Annotated in this window: 19 protein-coding genes and 4 pseudogenes; 6 read left to right on the forward strand and 17 right to left on the reverse strand. The window is 53.4% G+C overall.

All coding sequences use genetic code 11. The features are described 5' to 3' along the window. Positions 1 to 67 precede the first annotated feature (67 nt). From XDD1_RS17120 to tssM, 8 genes and pseudogenes are all read right to left on the reverse strand, one after another. Positions 68 to 646 carry a DUF4291 domain-containing protein gene (locus tag XDD1_RS17120; RefSeq protein ID WP_045973064.1) on the reverse strand — a complete coding sequence of 193 codons (579 nt, stop codon included), beginning with the start codon at positions 644 to 646 and terminating at the stop codon, positions 68 to 70. Between the two features lie 100 nt (positions 647 to 746). Further along, the gene (locus XDD1_RS17125) at positions 747 to 1,280 is read right to left on the reverse strand and encodes a hypothetical protein (protein WP_045973065.1); all 534 of its coding nucleotides are present in this window, start codon (positions 1,278 to 1,280) and stop codon (positions 747 to 749) included. A 425-nt stretch (positions 1,281 to 1,705) separates the two neighbouring features. Beyond that, positions 1,706 to 2,452, reverse strand: a pseudogene (locus tag XDD1_RS20425) (RHS repeat domain-containing protein); the annotation flags it as partial. Between the two features lie 90 nt (positions 2,453 to 2,542). Continuing rightward, positions 2,543 to 2,821 carry a hypothetical protein gene (locus XDD1_RS17135; RefSeq protein ID WP_045973066.1) on the reverse strand — a complete coding sequence of 93 codons (279 nt, stop codon included), beginning with the start codon at positions 2,819 to 2,821 and terminating at the stop codon, positions 2,543 to 2,545. A 3-nt stretch (positions 2,822 to 2,824) separates the two neighbouring features. Beyond that, positions 2,825 to 4,417, reverse strand: coding sequence for an RNase A-like domain-containing protein (locus XDD1_RS20140; RefSeq protein WP_231854427.1), 1,593 nt, complete (start codon positions 4,415 to 4,417; stop codon positions 2,825 to 2,827). Then, complete coding sequence (locus XDD1_RS20145; RefSeq protein WP_231854529.1) at positions 4,326 to 5,099, reverse strand: hypothetical protein; 774 nt, start codon at positions 5,097 to 5,099, stop codon at positions 4,326 to 4,328. Before XDD1_RS20145 ends, XDD1_RS20140 begins: the two co-directional genes overlap by 92 nt. A gap of 197 nt (positions 5,100 to 5,296) precedes the next feature. Beyond that, positions 5,297 to 5,422 (reverse strand): VasL domain-containing protein, encoded by a 126-nt coding sequence (locus XDD1_RS20430; RefSeq protein WP_156979670.1) that lies wholly within the window; start codon positions 5,420 to 5,422, stop codon positions 5,297 to 5,299. An 89-nt stretch (positions 5,423 to 5,511) separates the two neighbouring features. Then, a pseudogene (gene tssM / locus XDD1_RS17145) lies at positions 5,512 to 7,590 on the reverse strand (type VI secretion system membrane subunit TssM); the annotation flags it as partial. A 12-nt stretch (positions 7,591 to 7,602) separates the two neighbouring features. On the opposite strand from tssM, the gene XDD1_RS19545 reads away from it, so the two are divergent. From XDD1_RS19545 to XDD1_RS17160, 4 genes are all read left to right on the forward strand, one after another. Continuing rightward, a complete protein-coding gene (locus tag XDD1_RS19545; RefSeq protein ID WP_045973067.1) occupies positions 7,603 to 7,788 on the forward strand; it encodes a hypothetical protein in 186 nt (61 codons plus the stop codon). An 80-nt stretch (positions 7,789 to 7,868) separates the two neighbouring features. Further along, entirely contained in the window at positions 7,869 to 8,048 is a 180-nt protein-coding gene (locus XDD1_RS20160) for a type I toxin-antitoxin system SymE family toxin (protein WP_231854429.1), read from the forward strand. Then, entirely contained in the window at positions 8,048 to 8,206 is a 159-nt protein-coding gene (locus XDD1_RS20165; protein WP_231854430.1) for a hypothetical protein, read from the forward strand. The genes XDD1_RS20160 and XDD1_RS20165 overlap by 1 nt, the downstream gene beginning before the upstream one ends. Positions 8,207 to 8,348: 142 nt before the next feature. After that, a complete protein-coding gene (locus tag XDD1_RS17160; protein WP_045973068.1) occupies positions 8,349 to 8,726 on the forward strand; it encodes a SymE family type I addiction module toxin in 378 nt (125 codons plus the stop codon). A gap of 118 nt (positions 8,727 to 8,844) precedes the next feature. On the opposite strand, the gene XDD1_RS17165 is transcribed toward XDD1_RS17160, so the two are convergent. From XDD1_RS17165 to XDD1_RS20435, 7 genes and pseudogenes are all read right to left on the reverse strand, one after another. Next, a complete protein-coding gene (locus XDD1_RS17165) occupies positions 8,845 to 9,462 on the reverse strand; it encodes a hypothetical protein (protein ID WP_148886237.1) in 618 nt (205 codons plus the stop codon). Between the two features lie 15 nt (positions 9,463 to 9,477). After that, positions 9,478 to 14,241: an RHS repeat-associated core domain-containing protein gene (locus XDD1_RS17170; protein WP_084721066.1), complete on the reverse strand. Its 4,764-nt coding sequence runs from the start codon at positions 14,239 to 14,241 to the stop codon at positions 9,478 to 9,480. Positions 14,242 to 14,253: 12 nt separating this feature from the next. Beyond that, positions 14,254 to 14,610, reverse strand: a complete 357-nt coding sequence (locus tag XDD1_RS17175; RefSeq protein WP_045973070.1) for a DUF4150 domain-containing protein — start codon at positions 14,608 to 14,610, stop codon at positions 14,254 to 14,256. Next, positions 14,603 to 15,823, reverse strand: coding sequence for a DUF2169 family type VI secretion system accessory protein (locus XDD1_RS17180; protein ID WP_045973071.1), 1,221 nt, complete (start codon positions 15,821 to 15,823; stop codon positions 14,603 to 14,605). Before XDD1_RS17180 ends, XDD1_RS17175 begins: the two co-directional genes overlap by 8 nt. Positions 15,824 to 15,836: 13 nt before the next feature. Further along, positions 15,837 to 18,146 carry a type VI secretion system Vgr family protein gene (locus XDD1_RS17185; RefSeq protein WP_045973072.1) on the reverse strand — a complete coding sequence of 770 codons (2,310 nt, stop codon included), beginning with the start codon at positions 18,144 to 18,146 and terminating at the stop codon, positions 15,837 to 15,839. Positions 18,147 to 18,161: 15 nt separating this feature from the next. Then, positions 18,162 to 18,353, reverse strand: a complete 192-nt coding sequence (locus XDD1_RS17190; RefSeq protein ID WP_071827289.1) for a VasL domain-containing protein — start codon at positions 18,351 to 18,353, stop codon at positions 18,162 to 18,164. Positions 18,354 to 18,487: 134 nt separating this feature from the next. Beyond that, positions 18,488 to 18,649, reverse strand: a pseudogene (locus XDD1_RS20435) (ImcF-related family protein); the annotation flags it as partial. Positions 18,650 to 18,905: 256 nt separating this feature from the next. Between XDD1_RS20435 and XDD1_RS17200 the strand changes: the two are divergent. Both XDD1_RS17200 and XDD1_RS17205 read left to right on the forward strand, forming a co-directional pair. Next, positions 18,906 to 19,244 (forward strand): SymE family type I addiction module toxin, encoded by a 339-nt coding sequence (locus XDD1_RS17200; protein ID WP_045973075.1) that lies wholly within the window; start codon positions 18,906 to 18,908, stop codon positions 19,242 to 19,244. Positions 19,245 to 19,388: 144 nt separating this feature from the next. Further along, complete coding sequence (locus XDD1_RS17205; RefSeq protein WP_045973076.1) at positions 19,389 to 19,766, forward strand: SymE family type I addiction module toxin; 378 nt, start codon at positions 19,389 to 19,391, stop codon at positions 19,764 to 19,766. Positions 19,767 to 19,886: 120 nt separating this feature from the next. Here the strand turns inward: XDD1_RS17205 and XDD1_RS17210 are convergent, their stop codons facing one another. Together XDD1_RS17210 and XDD1_RS20320 are read right to left on the reverse strand one after the other, a co-directional pair. Continuing rightward, positions 19,887 to 20,285, reverse strand: coding sequence for a DUF7674 family protein (locus tag XDD1_RS17210; RefSeq protein WP_045973077.1), 399 nt, complete (start codon positions 20,283 to 20,285; stop codon positions 19,887 to 19,889). After that, positions 20,282 to 22,195 (reverse strand): annotated as a pseudogene (locus XDD1_RS20320) (type VI secretion protein IcmF/TssM N-terminal domain-containing protein); the annotation flags it as partial. The pseudogene XDD1_RS20320 and the gene XDD1_RS17210, both read right to left, overlap by 4 nt.

Genomic DNA, 22,195 nt, shown 5'->3' on the forward strand with positions numbered 1-22,195 from the left:
TTAGAAGGTTATTAAACCGGATAGCCTGTACACGATTATCCGGAATTCCTGCTCCACTACATATGAGTCATTCCAAATAAATTCTTTCTTCTGGTAACAAACCGTAAGCCATATCCAATTTATTCTTTTTTACCAAATCATGAATAAGATGTGCTCTATTCGTAATATCCTCGATGTTGATAATCCATTGTTTTACATAATTTTCTACTGCTTGATTACGCAGACCAATCTGTATGGTTCTCTGTTCTAACTTATTTAAATAAATGTCCCGCTCTGGGTCCCATTGAATAACCACATTACTTTGCTGAACTTCTTTTTTCCATTCTTCCTTAGAAGGAAACAAATCAGGGTCATAATGACTAATCACGCCCTGCTGCAAAATTTCTCTAAATCCCTCATGAGTGATATCAATAGCCAGGATACGTTCCTGACCACTGTCTTTCATTCCCCAACCAGCACGATACATCATCCATAAGAATGATGGCTTAATCCATGTCATACGCGTCATGCTAAAAGGTGGGGAAACAAATGTATTATATTTAATCGCACTGTCAGCAATGGTTGCTGAATAAGCCTGATACACTCTAACTGATTGTTGTGTGTAAAATGCCCGTATTGGGTTGTTTTTATATGTGAATATAGTCATCTATTTTGTCACTTAATATATTATTTATGCTGATTCATCGGAATATCCGGCACGATAGATAGGAAAAACCGGAAGATCATGGGGATCTTCCAGTCTATTATTAAAGTAAAGAAGAAAGTTTTTCTAAATAGTCAATACCATTAATGATCCAATATTTTTCTTTCTTAGGCAGAATGTCCTCATCAAATTTGCGCATAAAGTCAACAAACTCACCACTCCAACCATCAGGTACATATTTCTCTACAGGTGTTTTTTCTGCATATGGATAGCACGCACTTAATTTTTTTGAATCAAAATCAATAAATGCCATTGGAAATAGTTCGGCAGAATCCCAAATAGAGGATGATTTCTTTATTTTTTCCCTGAATCCATCTAGTTTTTTGCTATCTACTTTGAAAGGCAAAAGATTTTCAAGAAATTTATCTTTAGTATCATCGTTTACAATTAAAATGCCGAATCTATCATCGGCACTATCTTCTGGACAATCCATGCCAATTTCAAGGAAAGAGTTATGCCATTTCTGTCTGTCTAATACCCATATCTCTCTGTCTGCTTGATACCATTCAATAAAACTATTGTTTTTTATAGCAACAACGACATTATCGTCCGCTAATAAATCATCACCTTCAAACATAAGTCACCTCAATTCATTTATTTCTGCACTTTCCCAGAGCCTGGAATTGCGTTTTCTTCTAGCCACTTACTCCATACACTAGGCAATTCATAAGAGTCCCCTGGGGTTGTTGGATCTACTTTTTTAGGAGCCATTTGATTTTGGTTTAATGGATTTTTTTTATAACCATTTTGAGGTATGGCATTTTCTTTAATGAGCTTATCGAGCCAGTTGGGTATTTTAAACGAAACAATCTCGGCAGTAGGCCCCCTAATATTCTTAAAATGCTCCGCATGCTTAGTATCACCAATACTAATATTTAAAGTGCCATCTTTAATTCTAGGTTTTCCTGCATCATCTATTCTTATTAAGAAGCGACTTGCATTGGGATATTCTCCTCCTTGAACTCGGAACACAGTGACGGAATCACCTGTCGAAGTTCCACACAAACCCCAAGGATCGACCCACGATACCGGATTATGCACATATGAATAAGGATTAAAACCACTCGCCAAATTCAGCGGATCGGGCGAGATATACTGCGCTGTCTCCGGCGAGTAATAACGATGAAAATTATAGAATAACCCGCTCTCTTCATCCTCATATTGCCCTAAAAACCTGAAATTGCACCCAACGTGATAATCCGGGTCGTTCGAGGCAATGACCTGCGATTTCTCGGCTTTTCCCCACGTCTTCAACCGCTGCGCCCAGACCAGTACGCCCTGCTCATTCAACATTTCGCGCACGGTGCCCTGATGGTCGCTGACGATGTAATGCAGCTTGCCTTTTTCAAAGCGCGCGGATGGCGTGAGCGCCCCCGGTTCGTACAGCCAGCGCACGCGGCTGTCCAGTGCCAGCGAGCCATCGGCGTAAACCGGCGTTTCTTCGATAAGCTGGTCACCGCTCCACAAGTATTCCTGCCCGTAAATGGCCGTGGCGCGCGGAGTCAGGTCCGGCCGGCCATTTAACCACCTTTGCAGGTTGGTCGCCGTGAGTTTTCCGTCGTGAACCTTGAGCTTACGTATTCGTCTGCCAAACGGATCATAGGCATAGTGCCAGCGCGAGCCGTCCGGGGTTTCGACGTGGGTAAGCTGGTTTTGCGTATCCCAGCGGTAGCGCCAGGTTTGTGGGCGGAAGCCATCCCGCTGCTCGGTTTTTTCCACCAAACAGCCATTGTCATCATAGCGATAGCGGATAAAAACAATCAAGCCGGAAGATCACAGGGATCTTTCCGGCTCTTATTTGGTTGTTTATATAACTGATATTTAGATTTAGCTTTAAGCTTATGATCTTAGATAATTTTGTATATCCACAAGCCAATTGATACAGTCAGCTTTATCTTCAAAATAAATATTTGTGCTATCTATAATTTCATCCAATGGAAAAGACCCATCTTTTACTAATAAAGATATTTCATCTAAAGTTTCGTTAATCACCGCATTACTGGTGACTTTCTTGAAAGAAATGACTATTTCTTCATCAGTAAGCTCTTCAAAGTCTGCATCAGGAAACCATGCACCAAAAAAGTTATATAAATTATTATATTTTTCTCGAAAAATCATAAACTACCCCGGGAATGAAGTTAATATATGGTATTTACCGTCACCAGTACTCTTAAGAATAACTCGTGCATTTGTAGCATCGGTCATCACAGGATTTTTCCTTTTTACACCCCTACCAATAATATCAACACCTGTATGATCTAATCTTAATTTATCGCCAGCCTGCGCGCTTCTTGCCCAAGCGTTAACAGTATTTCTATTATCCTTGATCGTTTGTGATATGACTTTTTCAGCAATACTGCCGTTGGTATAAGTACTTGAACCACTAATTCTTCGGCTAGAAGCTAAACGGTCCAGTAATTGAGCGTCAGTTTTTCCAACGTGCCTTTCTATAGCATGCCCGCCTGCTTTTTCATGATGTTTAAGCCACGTTGGCTGAGTTGAAGGAAAATTAGACGACTCTCTGGCTGCCTTACTTGCTGATATATTGTCAAGAACATGTTGCTTATCAACTTTCGACGTTCCGCACAACCCAAAGGGGTCAACCCAAGACAGCGGATTATCGACATAGCCATAAGGATTAAAACCGCCTGCCAAGTTCAGGGGATCTGCCGAGATATACTGCGCCGTCTCAGGATTATAGTAACGAAAACGGTTATAATACAACCCGCTCTCCTGATCCTCATATTGGCCGCAGAACCTGAAATTGCACCCAACGTGATAATCCGGATCGTTCGAGGCAATGACCTGCGATTTCTCGGCTTTTCCCCACGTACTCAGCCGCTGCGCCCAGACCAGCGTGCCGTTTTCATTGAGCATCTCGCGCACGGTGCCCTGATGGTCGCTGACAATATAATGCAGCTTGCCCTTTTCAAAACGGGCGGACGGTGTGAGTGCCCCCGGTTCGTACAACCAACGCACGCGGCTGTCCAGTGCCAGCGAGCCATCGGCGTAAACCGGCGTTTCCTCGATAAGCTGGTCACCGCTCCACAGGTATTCCTGCCCGTAAATGGCCGTGGCGCGCGGGGTCAGGTCCGGCTTGCCGTCCAGCCACCGTTGCAGGTTGGTCGCCGTCAGCTTTCCATCGTGAACCTTAAGTTTCCGGATCCGTCGCCCAAAAGCATCGTAGCAATAATGCCAGCGCGAACCGTCCGGCGTTTCGCAGTAGGTGAGCTGGTTTTGCGTATCCCAGCGGTAGCGCCAGACCTGCGGGCGGAAGCCATCCCGGTGCTCGGTTTTTTCCACCAGACGGCCATTGTCATCATAGCGATAGCGGATATCACCTTGCTGCACCACCCGCCCGGCTTTTTGGCGTTGGGTCATTTGTTCCATCGCGCCGTGGGCATCGACCAGCAAGTGCCGACTCAGGTTGCCGTTGGCATCGTAGCCAAACTGCTCCTCATGGGGGCGATTGCCGTCAAACAGGGTATGCAGGATTTGGTCGTTGGCATTATAGCGGTAGCGGGTTTGCCCCCAGCGGCTGTCGTCAATCACCCGCACATTATGGGCACGGTCATATTGCCAGCTGCGGTTGACGGCAGAGGCTTGCGGCGGAAAATGCGGGTCATTTTGTGCCAGTGTTTCCCGGAAAAAAGGGGGTGGCCTGCCCTGCCGATTGATGCGCCAGCAAGCCGGTTGCGGTGTAGCGGCTGGCAAGAATAAAGCCGTTGGCACTTTCGCGTACTGTTTCCCTGCCTAAGGCGTCATGCTGCAAGGTCAGCGGCGCATGTTGGTTAAGCTGAAAGTGGTTCAGTTGCGCCAGCGGGTTGTAGCCAAAATGCAGGGTGTTGTCATCCAGTTGTTCGCTTAACGGCTGCCCCGTCAGCGTATCCCAGGTCCGGCGGATTTCCCGCCCGTTGATACGCTCACAGGTCGGCAGGCCAGTGTCCTTGTCATACTCAAACTCGACCACCGCATCGGCATTGGTGGCTTTCACCAGTTGGTACCGCTTGTTGTATTCGTAACGGGTGGTTGCCGTGAGCTTAAGTTCCCCGTCCACCGGCTGCCAGCTTTCCTGTCTGACCAGCAAACCGGCGGCGGAATAGCGCCAGCGAAGTTGCTGGCCATCAGGGTATTGAGTCAGTACACGGCGTCCCAGTTTATCGTACTGATATTCAAGGGTACGGCCGGTAAAATCAGTTTCCCGGATAATTTGCCCGGCCGCGTCCCGCTCATAACGGTATACCTCCCCGGTGGAGGCGGTGACGCTACTCAGCCGGGTGAGCTTGTCGTAGCCAAATTTCAGGGTGGTGCCATCGGGGCGGGTGACGGTGGTCAGCAGGTCAAACGCGCCGTAAGTGTAGCGGGTGGTAAGCCCTTCGCCGTCCGTCACCGCCACCACGCGCCGCTCGCTGTCGTAGGCCAGTGTTTGCGTGACGCCGTCAGCGAGGGTGATTTCGCTCAGGCTGCCGTTGCTGAGGCTGGCATGGTCAGGGCTGTATTGGTAGCGGGTCTCCTGTTTCAGCGCATCGGTAAAACGGCGCAGGCGGCCCAGTGCATCCAGCTCCAGCCCGGTGGTTTCGCCGTCCGGCGTCATCACGGCGGCGAGGCGCTGGTGTTCATCATAGGCGTAGTGCCACGCCCGGCCAACCGGCGCAGCAGTTCTTCCAGCGGCACCTCACTGCCGTGGCTGCGCTGGATATCGTAGACGGCGGTTTTCAGGTATCGTTTAAGATCCGCTCCTGATCTTTAGCACTGTACTGGTCATGCGCCGCGGACGACCCCGCTCCGCCGGCGGTGTCCGGATTCGGCTTCGTGATATTGAGCACCCAACTGTCCATCTCGGTCAGTTTGGTCAGTTCATCTTTCTGCCGGACGAAGTAATCCGTCAGGCCGAGGCGGGTCAGCAACTGCGGGATCACCAGGCGTTTTTCATTGCTGGCCACAAACACATCGTCAAAGCTGGGGCCAATCTGGTCACGCAGGTTGAGCGGCGCCGGCAGGCTGTCCTGCGCCCGGATACGCAGGTTCTGGTACACCCGCTGCTTGACGGAAAGCGCTTTCAGCTCCTCCTGCGCCTGCCGGATCGGTTTGACAAACGGGGCAAAGTGGGCCATGGCCTCTTTGTCCCCGTTATCGCGCAGGGTCTTCCAGTCGGTCCGGTCGAGGGCGTAATCCAGGTGGGTCAGCAACGCCTCCTGCACATCCCGCTGGCCGTTGAAGGCCTGGCTCCAGCGCGTGCGCATATACTGGGCAACCAGGCCGGGGTTGCGTTTGCTTTTATCTTCCATCATGCGCATCACCCGCAGGATTTCGAGTTTTTCCTCACTGCCGGCCGGGGCCTGCTTCAGGTCATCCAGCAACCCCCGCATCAGTGCCGGCAGGAAACGCTGCTCCAGCAGTTTCAGGTAGGTGCCTTCCACATACGGCCCGACCCCGCCGCCCTGATACAGCGCCATGTCGGTCAGGAAGGATTTGTTCTCGTGATAGTTGCCGTAAGCCAGCGTCGCATCCCGGATCGGGTTCAGCAGCGGCAACTGGAGGTTGCCGTCATGGTCATCCCCTTTCGGCGGCGGCACGGACAGGAAATTTTTCGCCTGCGCCAGCACTTCTTCCCCCGCCCGGTAGTTTTTCTGGTAGAAGTAATGCCAGCCGCCCCACATCGCCAGCACGACCAGCGCACTGACCGTGGAGAAGGTGTACAACTGGCGGCGGTTGCGGCTCAGCCAGATGCGGTTCTCCGCCGCCAGGTTCGGTTCGGCCAGCAGGACCTCTTCGAACAGGGAATGGGTAAAGAACGGCAGGGTGTCGCCCGCCGGCCAGGTGGGAAACGCCTGCGCCCCCAGGTGGTACTGCGCCGAGGCGGACTGGGTGAACAGATCATCCATCTGCCCCACCTGATGCGCCGAGGTCAGGTAGACGCCGCGCAGGGTCGGGCGGTGGTGTTCATCGTTATACAGGATATCGTCCAGCATCTGGGCGATGTAGCTGTGCAGCCCCTGGATCTGGCGGGTGAAACTGAACAGGGCGGCCCGCTGGTTGGCATCGACGTTGTTCAGCATCATGTCCGGCATCGCGGTATTCAGGTTGGCCATCCACTGTTTCCAGAACGCCTCCAGCTCACTGCGCCACGCTTTTTCATCGCGGTTGTTGAGGCTGAAGGTCACACCCAAAATCTGGTCGCGCAATTGGCGATCCAGCGACTGGTACAGGGCCTCAAAGCCGTGCAGCAGGTCGATTTTGGTCATCACCAGATAGAGAGGCAACTGGCTGTGGAAGGTCAGGCGGACGTCTTGCAGACGCTGGTGGATTTCCCGCACATAGCGTTCACGCTGTTCGCGGCTGTCGCTCATCAGCCGCAGGGTATCCACGGTCAGAATAATGCCGTTGAGCGGCTGGCGCTGACGGTTTTCCGCCAGCCAGTTCAGCAACGCTTCCCACAGGCGGCTGTGGATTTGGGGTTTGTCGCTGTTAAGCGGGACGGGCTGGTCAATCAACTGCCCCTTCGGATCGATGATCACCGCTTTTTCCCCCAGCCAGCAGCGCAGCATCAGGGGAACGTCGCCATCCTGACGCAAATATTCGGGGGCCGCGATTTCGGACAGCTTCACCCCTTCCTTGATCAGTGAGGTCTTGCCGCTCTTCTGGCTGCCGATGACCATGTACCACGGCCGTTCATACAGGTAATTGTAGGCATCCAGATGGCGTTGCAACTGGGATTTCCAGTGGTCGAGGTAGCGATCCTGATGTTCAATGTCCACCCGAACCGGATCAAACACTTTCAGTTCAACGTCAAGGTTGAGCTTTTCCAGTGTCCGCAGGCGACGCCACGCTTTCATGCCGATCCAGCCCAACACCATCATCATAATGAGGGCGGTGGCCAGCCAGCGATGCTTCATTATATGGCAATAAATACCGAACACGTTCCCATTGTGAATGATATGACACGTATTTTCGGCGAAAAAGACAATTTACTGCGTGAGTTAACACATTCCATTGAAGGGGATGTATATCCAGTATTTATTTTGCGAGCGGCTTCGCAAAGAGCAGTTATTGATGATGAAAGTTTGCAGGCAGGCGTAAAGTAGGCAGTGAAATCTGAACGCGGCTTTACCGTGGTGGAACACGATAAAACCGCTAACCGCAACAACTAATCAGGATAGTTATTATGGCTAACGCGCATTCTAATGCAGAAACCTGCATTTACAAAATTTCCCAACCTGAACGGTATCAGAAAGTTGTATACCGCCCGAAAGGACCTAACCGCACCATTCCCGCCATTAATTTAAGTGGAAACTGGCCTAGTGAAGCCGGATTTTCTGTCAATGATCCGTTAAAATCAGGGTGATGCCGGGTTGTCTGATCATTACCGCCCAAAACTTACATACCCTGTGGCACTGCCTCAAAAGCATGAACCAAGGTGAGTGGGATGAGATTGCCATCGTCGATTGGTTGCGGCAATTTCCCGGTGAATTGAAGAAAACACCACTGGGAAAAACCCGTTAATATTCTGTTTTATAATCAGAAATAGAAAATCACCATAGACAACTTGAACCGTTTCCTTGTCCCTCACGGCCATTTTTTTATTTTGGGAAGCGGTTCGCATTTATGTCACGCTAACACGCTAAATAGCACAAGGAATGTATTTATGGATCTCCGTCTTTCATCTCACCTTGCTGAACTGCCGGAATGTGTGATCAGTGGCAACACGCTCAACCAGATTGGTTTTTCTGCCAATGCGCTGTTCCATATCGCGCAATTTGCTAATGGTTTGATGTTGTCCCTGATTGAGCCAGAAACCGAACCGGATCTCGCCACGTTGATCCACAATGCTGAAAACCACCCTTATCAGGGGATCGATTGGGTACGCGAAAATGGCGAGCTTTATCTGGCAGGTGACTGGCTGACAGAAAGCGGCTTGTTGGATCATCCCGTGACGCTGGAAACAGCCTATGGCTTGATCGTCTTGCGGGCTGACCCACAGCCTCAAACAGCAATACCAGCGCCAGCGGGCACAAATCAGTGAAATTAAGCTGCGGATGCGTGAACTGATAGAGGATTACAAGGCAGGGTGATGATCAAAAGCCGGAAGATCATGCGAATCTTTCCGGCTTTATAATGTGAATTATGTTTTAATTATTAAGTTAAAAACTACCACATGGAAATAATTTAGATAAAGTGCTCTTATAATATGCTATTTCATCTTGATTGTTAAGTTTAGAACTTGATTTATAAAAATAAAGACTTAGCCAATAAACACGAACATATGAGAAGTATTCATGTTTGTTTTTCTCTGAAATTTCAATGATTGAATCCAAGGTGTTTATTATTCCATCATTGCATTGTTCTTTATTTAAAGCCCCTTTGGTAAATTTTTTAAGATCCATATAGGTATCTTTAAATCTTTGGGCACTCAAATAGTTTTCTGGTTCATCATAATTAACAAACAAAGCCGATTCGATATCCTGAATAAGGATATCATCGATTAAATCAGATTTTTCATATCTCATATTCCTAATACACTCAATGAGTTTTTTACTCTGAACAGACTCGACTACAGAGATAATCACTGGTTCGTGAAACAAAATTTCAAGGTATTGATCTTCAATAGAGCTGTAGATATGTGTAAGAAAATCATCATCAACATCAATTAGTTCAATAATCGGCCAGAAAAAACTCTCATGGAAATTAAACCACATATTAAAAGAAAGTATTTCATCGCACTTCCTTCTAATTTCACGAATTCTATGTTCTATATTCATATAATCCATCATACATTAAGGTTGAATTGAATTGTCAGGGAAAATAGAGCCGCCCCCTTTGGGATCACGGACAACTCTAATAAAGACGCCATTATGTGTTCCTGAAACCATAGTTCCGCCTGAAGGCATGGTTACTTTCGAGCTATGAGGAGAATCCCAAATCACTTTCCCAGCATGTTTGATATCTGCATCACTCCAATTTTCTGGGAACCATGATTGACCTGTTCCTTTACGTTTTCCTTTAGATGAATGACTAGGTATATTTCCTACTCGTACCCCATTTGGATAAGTATGTTCTATATTGTAAGCGATGCCTCTAGCCTCTAATTCCTGAATAGCTGATTGCCCGTGCCCTCCACCACTTAACCTTCCGTTAGGAAATGTTTTTCTATCCCTAGGTGGCATAGAACTAGCCTCTGTCCAATCACCTTTACTAGAATGACGAACAACATCATCATTTATGAATGCAGGACAATCTTTACCCGCCAACCCCCAAGGGTCAACCCAACCCGTCGGATTATGCACATACGAATAGGGATTAAACCCGCCCAATAATCCGATCGGGTCGGGCGAGATGTACTGCGCTGTCTCCGGGGAATAATAACGATGAAAATTATAGAATAACCCGCTCTCCTGATCCTCATATTGACCTAAAAACCTGAAATTACACCCCACATGGTAATCCGGATCATTCGACGCAATCACCTGCGATTTTTCGGCTTTTCCCCATGTCTTCAACCGCTGCGCCCAGACCAGCGTGCCGTTTTCATTCAACATCTCGCGCACGGTGCCTTGGTGGTCGCTGACAATATAATGCAGCTTGCCCTTTTCAACGCGGGCGGAGGGCGTCAGTGCCCCCGGCTCGTACAACCAACGCACGCGGCTGTCCAGTGCCAGCGAGCCATCGGCGTAAACCGGCGTTTCCTCAACCAGCTGGTCACCGCTCCACAAATATTCCTGCCCGTAAATGGCCGTGGCGCGCGGGGTCAGGTCCGGCTTGCCGTCCAGCCACCGTTGCAGGTTTGCCGCCGTGAGTTTGCCGTCGTGCACTTTCAGTTTACGGATACGCCGCCCAAAAGCATCATACTGGTAATGCCAGCGCGAACCGTCCGGGGTTTCGCAGTGGGTCAGCTGGTTTTGGGTATCCCAGCGGTAGCGCCAGACCTGCGGGCGGAAGCCGTCACGTTGTTCAGTTTTTTCCACCAGACGCCCATTGTCATCATAGCGATAGCGGATATCGCCGTGCTGCACCACCCGCCCGGCTTTTTGGCGTTGGGTTATTTGTTCCATCGCGCCGTGGGCATCGACCGGCAAGTGCCGACTCAGGTTGCCGTTGGCATCGTAGCCAAACTGTTCCTCATGGGGGCGATTGCCGTCAAACAGGGTATGCAGGATTTGGTCGTTAGCATTGTAACGGTAGCGGGTTTGCCCCCAGCGGCTGTCGTCAATCACCCGCACATTATGGGCACGGTCATATTGCCAGCTCCGGTTGACCGCCGAGGCCTGCGGCGGAAAATGCGGGTCATTTTGTGCCAGTGTTTCCCGGAAAAAGGAGGTGGCCTGCCCTGCCGACTGGTGTGAAAGCTGCCCCGTCGCGGTGTAGCGGCTGGCGAGGATAAAGCCGTTGGCACTTTCCCGCACCGTTTCCCTGCCTAAGGCATCGTGCTGCAAGGTCAGCGGCGCATGTTGGTTAAGCTGGAAGTGGTTCAGTTGCGCCAGCGGGTTGTAGCCAAAATGCAGGGTGTTGTCATCCAGTTGCTCGCTTAACGGCTGCCCCGTCAGCGTATCCCAGGTCCGGCGGATTTCCCGCCCGTTAATCCGCTCACAGGTCGGCAGGCCGCTGGCTTTGTCATACTCAAACTCGACCGCCGCATCGGCATTGGCCGCCCTGATAAGCTGCTGGCGGGCATTGTATTCGTAACGGGTGGTTACGGTGAGCTTAAGTTCCCCGTCCTCCGGCTGCCAACCCTCTTCGCGGATAAGCTGGCCGCGTGCATTGTAATGCCAGCGCTGTTGCTGCCCATCGGGGTATTGAGTCAGTGTCCGGCGGCCCAGTTTATCGTACTGATATTCGAGGGTACGCCCGGTAAAATCGGTTTCCCGGATAATTTGCCCCGCCGCGTCCCGCTCATAACGGTAAGTTTCGCCCGTGGAGGCGGTGACGCTACTCAGCCGGGTCAGGCGGTCATAGCCAAATTTCAGGGTGGTGCCGTCGGGGCGGGTGACGGTGGTCAGCAAGTCAAACGCGCCGTAAGTGTAGCGGGTGGTACGCCCTTCCCCGTCCGTGACCGCCACCACCCGCCGCTCGCTGTCGTAGGCCAGTGTTTGCGTGACGCCGTCGGCGAGGGTGATTTCGCTCAGGCTGCCGTTGCTGAGGCTGGCATGGTCGGGGCTGTATTGGTAGCGGGTCTCCTGCTTCAGCGCGTCGGTGAAACGGCGCAGGCGGCCCAGCGCATCCAGCTCCAGCCCGGTAGTTTCGCCGTCCGGCGTCATCACGGCGGCGAGGCGCTGTTGCTCATCATAGGCGTAGTGCCATGCCCGGCCGTCCGGCAGCAAACGCTGGCGCAGTTCACCGTGCGTGCCGTATTGGTAGGTTTCTTTGTGTCCCAACGGGTTAGTCACTGCCGTCAGGTTGCCCTGTTCATCATAATGCCATTGCCAGCGTTCACCCGTTGGCAGGACACTTTCGGTGAGTTGCCCGTGTTCGTCATAGCCGTAAGCAAAGGTGTCACCCGTCGGCAGTTTGACTTCGGTCAGCGCCCCGTCAGGGTTGTAACCAAAGGTGGTTATCCCGCCTGCCGGATCGGCTTCCCAGAGGATTTGGCTATGGCGCCACTGGCGGCGGGTGATGCGCCCCAGCGGATCGACTTCACGGGTCACTAATCCATTGTGATCGTAGTGATGCCGGGTTTCGCCCCCTTCGGCATCCAGATAGGTGGTAATACGCGCCCGGTCATCATAGCGGAACCGATCATGCCAGTAACCGCTGGGAGAGGCCATACTGACCACCCGGCCCCGGTCATCATACGTGAGATGGAGATCGGTCTGGTCGGTATCGTGCCAGCGGGTCATGCGCCCCTGCGTATCATATTCATGCCACAGGTGGTGGTGCTGGAACGCGTCACACTCGCTCAGGTAGCCCTGCGGATCATACCGGCAGGTCAGCAGGCGCTGCCGGACGGCTTGCCCCTCGCGGGTCTCGTCCAGCTCGAGCGCGTGGAGTTGTCCGTCCCGGTAATGCAGGCTTAAGCGCAGGCCGTCATTGCGGACGACTTCCGTCAGTTGTGACTGTTTATCGTAGAGAAACGCAATCCGGTTCTGGCGTCGGTCCGTGATGGCGGACAGTTTCCGTGTGGTCCCTGAAATCACGCTGAAATGGTAAGTCAACTGGGCGCGGCGGTCAGTCAGGCACAGTTCACCCGTCAGTTCCCCCGTCAGGACGCAATGGGGAATATGTTTATTACGGGCGAGTACCTGATTTTCCGGCGTACTGAAATCGTAAATGACGCCGTCGGTATCCGTGAAATCCACCCTACCGTCGGTCAACACTAACTGGCGTGACCAGTCATCCGCCCATTTTTCGCCAAACAGGCCGCTGTACTTGGCGGTGGAACGATAGGTCCGGGTCAGGGTGATGGGTAACAGTCCGGGGATAACGATAACCGGCCAGACTTGCAGGAAGTCGCCGGTCGCCATATCGACCGGTTCGCTTTTTGTACTACAGGTTCCCGTGCAGCTTCCCTCTTTGTTATTGGACGGCGTAGCATCATCCTTGGGCGTCTCTTTGGCGGGTTTGGCTTCCGGGGTGTCGCCAGACTGGCCTTTGACTTTGCCGCCGGCAGGCGGTTTGGCCTTTTTAGCTACCGTTTTCGCCCCCTGCTTGAGCAGCCCGCCTACCCCCGTTGCCAGGCTGGCGATATTAAAACCCAGCGCTCCCCCTTGTTCCGCCTTATCCGTGATATCAAACCGGGCGGCATCCACATGGCTGAATTCGACGACCTTATCAACGACTTCTTTATTCCATTTATCAGCCGCAGCAAGGGCGGTATCCCCTATCGCGTCAGCCCCCATCCATTTCAAGAGATTACCGGTGTCGCTCATCACCGCAGAAGGCAGTCCCGTCCCCACCCGGATGGCCAGTTCACCCATGTCGGGCAGGGTATTCCACGCTTCTTTGCCGGCACCGATGGCGGCCTTACCCGGATTATCCCAGGCCGCACTCAGTTTTTCTCCGGCTTCTTCCCCCCACTTTTGCACACCTTCCTTGGTTTCCTCCCACCATTCCCCCGCCTGCTCCAGCCAGCCTTTTTCCTGCGCCGTTTCCGCGGTCACCGCCGTATTGGCCTCCTCCGGCGGATCCGCGGCCGGCGCGGCCTGGACGACCACTTTACCCGGGGTATTCCCGCTGCCCGTCGGGCTGTCATCGCGGGCTTTGACGGGCAGGGCGTCATTGGGTTTGGGATGCGTGTCTTCTTCTTTTTTCTCTTCCTCGTCCCACTCCGGCTTGGGAAACTCACCATTTTTGAATTTTTCAACGGTATGTTGCGCGGTTTTCTTAAAATCCTGCGCGGCAAAATCCGCATCCAGCTGATTATAGTAAACGTCCAATTCCGGGTCGGCACCGTAATCGCCGTAAAAGCGGGAACTTTGCCGGTATAACGTATCCACATTGTTTAACGCTTGCTCCGCCTCAGCCTGCGTGCGGAGGTTAAATTCTTTGCAATATTTCTCGGCCCGCACATCGGCGCTGTCCGGTGTGACTATTATCGATTCTGACATCGGTTTCTGTCCTTATGCCCCGTTCATCCAAAATTCATCCCCGTGGCGCAACAGCAGCTTGTTGCCCGCCCGCACCGTTTGGGTATGCGTCTTCGGGTGACATTTGCCGCCCACGGTGCCGCTTTTCACCCCGTTGGCCACACCGGGCTGGTCGCCAATCGTCTGCGGCACAACGCTCTGGGCGAACACCACCACCGGCTGGCCATTGGCCCGCACGGATTTCACCGGCGCATCGCTGCCCGCCAGTTTTGCCATTACCGGGTAGGGAATGGGCGGGGTGGACGATCCCATCGGGGTCTTGCACACATCGGGCAACATGCCGACGATCAGCCATTCACCCGCGGTGCGGGCGATATAATTATCAGCCATCTTTTTTCTCCTCTTCCCGTGGGGCCCGTTTGAGCAGCGGGGCATCGGGGTCGATTTCAAACCGCGCCTCCGCCACCCGCACCGGCAGGTCAGCCTTAACATTCAGCCGGCAGGTGAGATGCAGTGTCAGGGCCTCGCTGTCAAGAATGAGCGTATCAAGGCGCATCGGCACCGGCAGCAGGGCACCGTTTTGCATCCGCAGCAAAATAAACGGCCGGTGCCCCGGCAGGGTGACATGCAGGTGGCCGCCGGGGGTCAGGCCATTTAACGTGAGGGTAATATCGGTGCCCGGCCAGTCAATCTGCTGGTCCGCCGGGGCGCCGTTCCAGTAGCGGAAGTCGAAGTCTTTCGGCAGGTAAGGGTGGCGGTGGCTGAGCCAGTCATCATCATACGTGCCGGCGAGCTGGCGGCGCGGGGTCCACGCCCGGCCGACCAGGCCGAAGCCTTGTGGCCGGCAGGCCGGGGTCTCCGGCGATAAGGTGCCCGCCAGTTGCGCGGCAAAATGTTGCGCGGTAAAGGGTGCCTCCGGTGCGGTGATGCGCGGGGCCGGGTAACGGGTGATTTGCCTGGCCTGTGCGTACCACGGCGTGACAAACCCGGTGCCCAGCGGATTGGTGTCGCAGGCGGCATGGGCAACGGGGGCATTCTCTTCCCCGTCCGGGTGCTGCCGGCGCTGTTCTGGTGTCAGCCGGTCACGGTCGTTAAGGTGTTCACCCGCGTTATCATCTGCCTGAATTTTGCATTCGCCGCCAAAGGCGTAGCGGTAATCCAGCGGCAGGCTCGTAAAGGGTTTGGGTGCCGTCAGTTGCCAGTGACCGCGGGGGTCACGGATAAATGCCCGTTCGCCGCTCACGGCCAGGGTTTTGTCGAGCAGGGTCTGGCCCTGCCGGTCGGTGACCGTCAGGCTGACCGACATTTCGGTACAGGGCCGGCCATCAGGCGCATAAGCCGTGCCGTTGACGATAATGTCACAGCGCGGCTTAAACGGCGCAAGGTCACTCTCCTGCAACACCGGCGAGGCATTCATCCGCCCGCGGTATTCATCCTGCACGCACAGGGGGGGCGCGGGCAGCAGTTCGGCGGTGCACTGCCCGGCCCTGTCCGGCAGTAGCTGATAGCCGATTTTCATCACCGCCACATGGTGTTCCACATCCTCAATATCCAGCATGGAGTAATTCATGACCGCAAACGGGGTCAGGTTACGAAATTCCATCTCAAGCCGCTCCTCAGTTCAGGTCAATGTCTTTGCCGGTGATTTGCACCGGGCCGCTGGCCTCAAACTTGAACTCACTGCCCTGGAGGGTGATTTTGCCGCTGCTGTCCATGCGCAGGACGCTTGCGCCACATTGCAGCTCAATCACATCCCCGGCCTTGATGGACAGGCTATGGCCGACTATCACGGATTTGTGGACCCCCACTTCTTCCGTCTGGCTTAAGGTGACGGCGGTGTTCATCGCACCCCCGACGGTCAGGACATAGGCGAGGCCGACCGTGTCGGTACGGGTCAGGTTAACCGTGGCCTTCTGGTGCCCCTTGACGGTGAGGGTCTGGTTTTTGTCCACGGTTTCCTGGTGGTTGGCCAGCACCTGCGTATCCCGGTTATTCAGCACCTTGGTATGCATGTCCTTCTGCGCATGCAGCGACAGCAGTTCGCTGCCCTTGGCATCCTCGAACAGCAGCTCGTTATACCCTTCGCCCTTGTGGGTCTTGGAGCGGAAGGCCATCTGGGTTTTGCTGCCCGGCAGCTTGCCCGGCGGGATATTGCTGGCGTGATAAGTTCTGCCGGTGACGATGGGCTGGTCCGGGTCGCCGTGCAGGAAGTCCACCACCACTTCCTGGCCGATGCGCGGGATGGCCAGCATGCCCCAGCCCTGCCCCGCCCACGGCTGGGTCACCCGTATCCAGCACGAGCTGTGGTCGTCGGATTTGCCGTAACGGTCCCACGGGAACTGGAGGCGCACGCGGCCGTACTGGTCACAGAAGATTTCCTCCCCCGCCGGGCCGACCACCTTGGCAATCTGTGGGCCGTCAATCACCGGCTTGGGCAGCGGGTCCGGCCGCCAGTGCTGGTTATGGCGGATAAAGCTGAACTCGCTGTGCAACGTGGTGCCGCTCTCGCCGCCGCCCGCCGTTTCCAGTGCGCCCGGCTGGCTGCCGGTGTGGGTGGCACTGACCACCTGCCACGACTGGTTCAGGTCCGGGCGCGGGTGGTTTATCAGGGTGAACAGTTTGCCCGGCTGCACCGCAATGGCGTGGCCGCGGCCCTGCCCGGTCACCGCGTCGCTGCGCAGCGCCTCCAGCCGGTAACGGGTAAAGGCCTTGCCGTGGGCTTCGTCCTTGAAGCGGCCGGGGTAGTCGTAGTGCTCGTAGTAACTTTCCTGCAACTGCTCGTCCTTCATCTGCTGGCTGAATTCCGCCGGCCACGCCGGGTTCTTGAAGGTGTAATCCTTCAGCTCCACCTTGGCCGGGCGCACCTGCGCGCTGCTGGTCAGGCTGGTCACCGACGGTTCCCCCGTGGTGCTGACATCCCCCGGCTGGTACGGCAGGATGAGGCCCGGCGGCACCGAGCCGGCGTCATCGGCAAACACCAGCGTGTTGCGCCCGTTGCCGCACTCGAAGAAGTAGAAGATGCCCTCCTCCGCCGTCAGCCGTTGCAGGAAGGCAAAGTCGCTTTCCTGATACTGGACGCAGAACTCCCGTGCCGGGTGCGGGTGGCGCAGGCTGAATACCACGTCACGGATACCGTGTTCTTTCAGGAGGGTGGTGATAATGGCGGCAATGTCCTGCTGCTGGAAGATGCGCGAGTTCCGGCGCAGCGTAGTGCGCCACAGGTCCGGGTAAATGGTCATCCGGTAGGTGGTCTGGTGCAGCCCGGTGTTGCCCTGTTCAAAGCGCGCCACCATGCCGGTGATACTGCGCTGTTCGATGCCGTCCTGCAGGATGGTCAGGGTCGCCGCCCGGTCCAGCACCGCCGGGAAGTCAATGGCCGGGTCGGCACTCGCCAGCCCGACTTGCAGGCTGAACGGCCGGGAAAAGCCTTCCGTCAGGGCGAAGTCGGTGACCACAAAGGTCTGCGGCGGCAGGCTGCCCGCCGTCAGGGTAAACTGCAACCCGCTCGGGGCACCGAGGCCCAGCAACTGGCCAACCTGTTGCAGCGCCTTGGCCGCGCCACTCTGGCCGGCGGCGGCCCGGGCGGCCAGCCCCGCCCCGCCGGTAAACCCGCCGCCCGGGATTAAGCCCGCACTTCCGGCAGAACCGCTTCCGGCACCAGCGCCCAATCCACCGGTAAACCCGCCGCCCGGCATTAAGTTCCCGGCACCGGCAGCCCCGCCGCCTGAACTGCCGCCAATGCCACCGGCACCGCCCAGTCCCCCGGCAAAACCCCCGCCCGGAATCAGTCCCGCCGCACCTGACAGGCCGCCGCCTACTTTGCCGGCCACCTGTTTCGCGGTCTGAATTGCGCCCTGTCCCTGCCGGACAAGGGCCTGTCCTTTTTTCAATTTATCGGTGTTCTTCTTTATCTTCTTGATTGACATGATAAGTCTCCCTGATTACTGCCCGCCGTCCGCGGAGGCGGCGGGTGCATGATGGTCGGTGGGGTGTTCGGTCGCCTGCCGCAGCCGGTCATAGCGGCCCAGCAGGGCGTTAAAGCGGTCATCGATGCCCTTGAGCAACACCGGCGGCGCGGCCTCCCCGTTCGCCGCATGGACGCCCAGCTGGCGCAGCAGTTCTTCCAGCGGCACCTCACTGCCGTGGCTACGCTGGATATCGTAGACGGCGGTTTTCAGGTATCGTTTAAGATCCGCTCCTGATCTTTGGCACTGTACTGGTCATGCGCCGCGGACGCCCCCGCTCCGCCGGCGGTGTCCGGATTCGGCTTCGTGATATTGAGCACCCAACTGTCCATCTCGGTCAGTTTGGTCAGTTCATCTTTCTGCCGGACGAAGTAATCCGTCAGGCCGAGGCGGGTCAACAACTGCGGGATCACCAGGCGTTTTTCATTGCTGGCCACAAACACATCGTCAAAGCTGGGGCCAATCACAATCATGTTGCTATTGTGAATGATATGGCATGTATTTTCGGCGAAAAAGCCAATTTACTGCGTGAGTTAACACATTCTATTGCAATGGATGTATATCCAGTATTTATTTTGCGAGCGGCTTCGCAAAGGTGGTTATTGGTGATGGAAAGTTGTGCAGGCAGGCGTAAAGTAGGCGGTGAAATCTGAACGCGGTTTTACCGTGCGACCAACACGATAAAACCGCTAACCGCAACAACTACTAGGAATAGTTATTATGGCTAACGCGCATTCTAATGCAGAAACCTGCATTTACAAAATTTCCCAACCTGAACGGTATCAGAAAGTTGTTTACCGCCCGAAAGGACCTAACCGCACCATTCCCGCCATTAACTTAAGTGGCAGCTGGCTCAGTGAAGCCGGATTTTCTGTCAATGATCCGTTAAAAATCAGGGTGATGCCGGGTTGTTTAATCATCACCGCCCAAAACTTACATACCCTGTGGCACTGCCTCAAAAGCATGAACCAAGGCGAGTGGAATGAGATTGCCATCGTCGATTGGTTGCGGCAATTTCCCGGTGAGTTAAAGAAAACCCCACTGGGAAAACCCCGTTAATATTCTGTTTTATAATCAGAAATAGAAAAGTACCACAGACAACATGAACCGTTTCCTTGTCCCTCACGGCCATTTTTTCATTTTGGGAAGCGGTTCGCATTTATGTCCATCAAAATAACCTCAAGCCCCACAAGGAATGTATTTATGGATCTTCATTTTTCATCTCACTTTGCTGAATTGCCGGAATGTGTGATCAGTGGCAACACGCTTAATCAAATTGGTTTTTCGGCCGATGCGCTGTTTCATATCACACAATTTTCCAACGGCTTGATGCTGTCACTGATTGAGCCTGATACCGAGCCGGATCTCGCCACGCTGTTCCACAATACCGAAAACCACCCTTATCAGGGGATCGATTGGGTACGCGAAAATGGCGAGCTTTATCTGGCAGGTGACTGGCTGACAGAAAGCGGCTTATTGGATCACCCTGTGACACTGGAGACAGCCTACGGCTTGATCGTATTGCGTGCTGACCCACAGCCTCAAACAGCAATACCAGCGCCAGCGCGAACAAATCAGTGAAATTAAGCTGAGAATGCGGGAGTTGATTGGCGACTACAAAAGCCGCTAAGGGCAGGGAGTGAGCCGCTCTTAGCAGAACAAAGCCGGAAGATCACATAGTTCTTCCGGCTATGAACTAAATCACCTTTTGGTTATCTCTAAATAGTGATTATAAGTTTCTTTACTAAGATATTTTCTAGCTAGGTTATAACTATAATCACTACCCATTATCGCTTCAAAAATACAAGTATTTAATATATCTCTCACTCCATCATCTTGAAAAGAAAATAGTTTATCAATAAATCCAAAGATATTTTCTATTTCTTTTATTAACACTTCGTTATTTTTATAGCTGTTTTCAATATTAGAATAAAAATAACTTCTAGGCTCAACGTTACCGGAACCATATAGATTTATTAGGTCAGAAAAAAATGATCCAAAGCTACCAAATACTAGATATACGGCATCATCTCCATCATATGTTCCAAAAAACACTGGAAAAAGTTCTTTTAACTTATCAATTAGTTCATCATTTGTCATAAATGCCCCAATGCATTTCTTAAATCATCTATCATATAGTTTGCTAGACTTCGGTCAGACGAACTTAGGATCTCACTTCTGTATTTCCCATCACCACTTGCTAAATTTTTCAATGCCTTTAAGTAGTCGTTACCTTTATTTATATGATCTGAGCCTCCTATTAACTGCCCAGTATTCTTTGTATACAGAATAGAAGCAGCCGTACCGCCATCAGGAGTACTCGCACCTGGTCGATATAATTCTGAGAACATACTTTTCAATTTAGTGTTATCTATTGAGTCTATTATTTGCTGCCTTTGTTCCAATGAAATAGCATAATTATTTTTTCTTGCATTCTTTAATAGATTGACAGCGCAATTCTCACCCGCCAATCCCCAAGGATCAACCCAAGACAGCGGATTATGCACATACCCGTAGGGATTTACCCCGCCCAATAACCCAATGGGATCTGGCGAAATGTACTGCGCTGTCTCCGGGGAGTAATAACGATGAAAATTATAGAATAAACCGCTCTCCGTATCCTCATACTGCCCGCAAAACCGAAGGTTACAAGTTACGTGATAATCCGGGTTATTCGACGCAATGACCTGCGATTTCTCGGCTTTTCCCCACGTCTTCAGCCGCTGCGCCCAGACCAGCGTGCCGTTTTCATTCAACATTTCGCGCACGGTGCCCTGATGGTCGCTGACGATGTAATGCAGCTTACCTTTTTCAACACGGGCGGATGGCGTGAGCGCCCCCGGTTCGTACAGCCAGTGCACGCGGCTGTCCAGTGCCAGCGAGCCGTCCGCATAAACCGGCGTTTCTTCGATAAGCTGGTCACCGCTCCACAGGTATTCCTGCCCGTAAATTTCCGTCGCTCTGGGCGTTAAATCCGGCCGGCCATTCAGCCACCTTTGCAGGTTGGTCGCCGTGAGTTTTCCGTCGTGAACCTTCAGTTTCCGGATCCTTCGCCCAAAAGCATCGTAGCGATAATGCCAGCGTGAGCCATCCGGGGTTTCGCAGTGGGTAAGCTGGTTTTGCGTATCCCAGCGGTAGCGCCACACCTGCGGGCGGAAGCCGTCCCGCTGCTCGGTTTTTTCCACCAGGCGGCCATTGTCATCATAGCGATAACGGATATCGTCCAGCATCTGGGCGATGTAGCTGTGCAGCCCCTGGATCTGGCGGGTAAAACTGAACAGGGCGGCTCGCTGGTTGGCATCGACGTTGTTCAGCATCATGTCCGGCATCGCGGTATTAAAGCCGTGCAGCAGGTCGATTTTGGTCATCACCAGATAGAGAGGCAACTGGCTGTGGAAGGTCAGGCGGACGTCTTGCAGACGCTGGTGGATTTCCCGCACATAGCGTTCACGCTGTTCGCGGCTGTCGCTCATCAGCCGCAGGGTATCCACGGTCAGAATAATGCCGTTGAGCGGCTGGCGCTGACGGTTTTCCGCCAGCCAGTTCAGCAACGCTTCCCACAGGCGGCTGTGGATTTGGGGTTTGTCGCTGTTAAGCGGGACGGGCTGGTCAATCAACTGCCCGCGGGGATCGATGATCACCGCTTTTTCCCCCAGCCAGCAGCGCAGCATCAGGGGAACGTCGCCATCCTGACGCAAATATTCGGGGGCCGCGATTTCGGACAGCTTCACCCCTTCCTTGATCAGTGAGGTCTTGCCGCTTTTCTGGCTGCCGATGACCATATACCACGGCCGTTCATACAGGTAGTTGTACGAATCCAGATGGCGTTGCAACTGGGATTTCCAGTGGTCGAGGTAGCGATCCTGATGTTCAATATCCACCCGGACCGGATCAAACACTTTCAGTTCAACGTCAAGGTTGAGCTTTTCCAGTGTCCGCAGGCGACGCCACGCTTTCATGCCGATCCAGCCCAACACCATCATCATAATGAGGGCGGTGGCCAGCCAGCG

The sequence above is a fragment of the Xenorhabdus doucetiae genome, from assembly GCF_000968195.1.
Lineage (GTDB): Bacteria > Pseudomonadota > Gammaproteobacteria > Enterobacterales > Enterobacteriaceae > Xenorhabdus > Xenorhabdus doucetiae.